The organism is Mesorhizobium sp. M1E.F.Ca.ET.041.01.1.1 (assembly GCF_003997355.1).
Classification (GTDB): domain Bacteria; phylum Pseudomonadota; class Alphaproteobacteria; order Rhizobiales; family Rhizobiaceae; genus Mesorhizobium.
The window spans coordinates 1-2,586 of record NZ_RZSL01000730.1; the positions used below are offsets into that span (position 1 = coordinate 1).

The window sequence follows — 2,586 nt, forward strand, 5'->3', positions numbered from 1 at the left end:
GTCAAGCAGTGGGCAGTTGAAATAAGATATTCCTCTGTCTAGTCTCCCGTCACCAGCCGCCGGAAGGGACCGGCGGCACGCTCAGAAGGAACCCGTTGAACGGTTCCGGAGCGTCAACACTCAAGGCGTGGTTGAGGGGCCGCGTCCAAAGGGAGAACTTCATGCTGAAAAATCTGCTGAAGGCGACCGTGTTCGCCACCACCATGGCCTTGGCGACCGGCGCCTTCTACACGCCGGCCTTCGCCGAAACCGTCTACAACCGCGGATCCGCCGCCGAGGCGGAGACGGTCGATCCGCACAAGACGTCGACGGTCTACGAAGCCGATATCATACGCGACCTGTTCCAGGGCCTCGTCATGCATGACCAGAAGACGAACCTCATTCCGGGCGCCGCCGAAAGCTGGACGGTATCCGACGACGGCACTGTCTACACCTTCAAGCTGCGCAAGGACGGCCTCTGGTCGGATGGCAGCCCGGTGACGGCGGACGACTTCGTCTATTCGTTCCATCGGCTGGAAGATCCGGCAACCGCTGCCGAATACGCCTCGATGCTCTATCCGGTGAAGGGCGCCGAGGACTTCAACACCAAGAAAGGCAAGGCCGAGGATATGGGCGTGAAGGCGATCGACGCCAACACGCTTGAAGTCACGCTGAAGGCTCCGACGCCCTACTTCCTCGAGATGCTGACCCATCAGGCGACCTATCCGGTCAACAAGGCTTCCATCGACAAGCTCGGCGCCGACTGGATCAAGCCGGGCAAGCTGGTCTCCAACGGCGCCTATACGCTGGCGGAGTGGGTCCCCAACGACCATATGAAATTGGTCAAGAACCCGAAGTTCTGGGACGCCGCGAGCGTCAAGCTCGACGTGGTCAACTACATCCCGACCGAGGATCGCTCTTCAGCGATGAAGCGCTTCGAGGCCGGTGAACTCGACAGCTATGGTGACCTGCCGACCGAACAGCTTGCCGATCTCAAAACCAAATTCGGTGACCAGGTCCGTGTCGGGCCATATCTCGGCACCTATTATTATGCGGTCAAGACCGACAAGGCGCCTTGGGACAATGTCGAGCTGCGCAACGCCATCTCGATGGCGATCGATCGCGACTTCCTCGCCGAGAAGGTCTGGCAGAACTCGATGCTGCCTGGCTATTCGATGGTGCCTCCGGGCATCGAGGGCTACACGCCGGCACTGGCCAAATACGCCGACATGTCGCAGATCGACCGCGAGGATGCGGCCAAGAAGATCCTGGAAAAGCTGGGCTACACGCCTGAGCATCCGCTGAAGATGGAAATCCGCTACAACACCTCGGAGAACCATAAGAACACGGCGGTCGCCATCCAGGAACAACTGAAGCCACTCGGCGTCGAGGTGACGCTGCTCAACACCGACACCAAGACCCATTACGGCTTCCTCGAGCAGAAGGGCAACTACGACGTCGCCCGCGCCGCCTGGATCGCCGACTACAAGGATCCCGAGACCTTCCTCGGCATCTCGCGCAAGGCGAGCGGCAACAACTACTCGAACTACAACAGCCCGGCCTATGAGGCTGCCATGGACAAGGCGGCCGCCGCCGGCGGCAAGCCTGAGGAGCGCATGAAGGAGCTCGCCGCAGCCGAGCGCATCCTCGTCGACGACGTCGGCGAGATTCCGCTTCTCTACTACAGCTACCACGACATCGTTTCCTCGAAGGTGCATGGCTTCGACGACAATGTCATGGACATTCATCCGTCCCGCTTCATCTCCAAGGACTGACAAGAAACCTTGGCCGTGCCGCCGCTCTCTTTTTTTTGGGAGCGGCGGCCGCGGTCTGTCGTCGTGCCGGGCCGAAAGTCGGATTGGATTTTCGGGCATCCCGGTGCGAAGATCAGAGATGCCAGCGCGCTACGATCTCGTCTGGAGAGCCGTCGCCCTGGCTGAAGCGGGGCGCCGATGCTGCGTTATGTCTTCCGGCGGCTTTTGACCGCCATCCCGACGCTGTTCGTCATCGTGACGGTGGCGTTCTTCCTGATCCGTGTCGCGCCGGGCGGCCCGTTCAACCAGGAGCGGGGCCTGAGCCCCGAGATCAGGGCCAATCTCGAAGCCCAGTTCGGCCTCAACGATCCGCTCTGGCTGCAATATGTCCACTATCTCGGCAATCTTTTGCGCGGCAGTTTCGGCCCGAGCTACAACCTGCCGGATTTCACCGTCACCGAACTCTTCGCCAAGGGCCTGCCGATCTCGGTGCAGATCGGCACGTCGGCATTGGTGCTGGCGCTGATCCTGGGTTCCATCCTCGGCACGATCGCGGCGCTCAACCAGAACAAAATCGCCGACTATTCGGTGATCGCTTTAGCCACCGCCGGCAGCACCATCCCCACCTTCGTCACCGCGCCGGTGATCCAGCTCGTCTTCGGACTTTCCTGGAAGCTTTTGCCGATCGGCGGCTGGGGTGACGGCGCCTTAATCAACAAGGTCGGGCCTGTGCTGACGCTCGCTCTGCCGCAGATCGCGATCGTCGCCCGCCTGATGCGCGGCTCGATGATCGAGAGCCTGCGCTCGCACCATATCCGCACTGCCCGCGCGCTCGGCCTCTCCGACTGGTCGG

General features: G+C 61.4%; 2 protein-coding genes. Both read left to right on the plus strand.

What is annotated here, in order from left to right; genetic code table 11:
• Positions 1–161: 161 nt before the first annotated feature.
• On the plus strand, positions 162–1,754 hold the full coding sequence (locus EOA38_RS33250; RefSeq protein WP_127301222.1) for a peptide ABC transporter substrate-binding protein: 1,593 nt from the start codon (positions 162–164) through the stop codon (positions 1,752–1,754).
• A 177-nt stretch (positions 1,755–1,931) separates the two neighbouring features.
• The coding region (locus tag EOA38_RS33255) for an ABC transporter permease subunit (protein ID WP_127301223.1) at positions 1,932–2,586 on the plus strand (655 nt) is incomplete at its 3' end.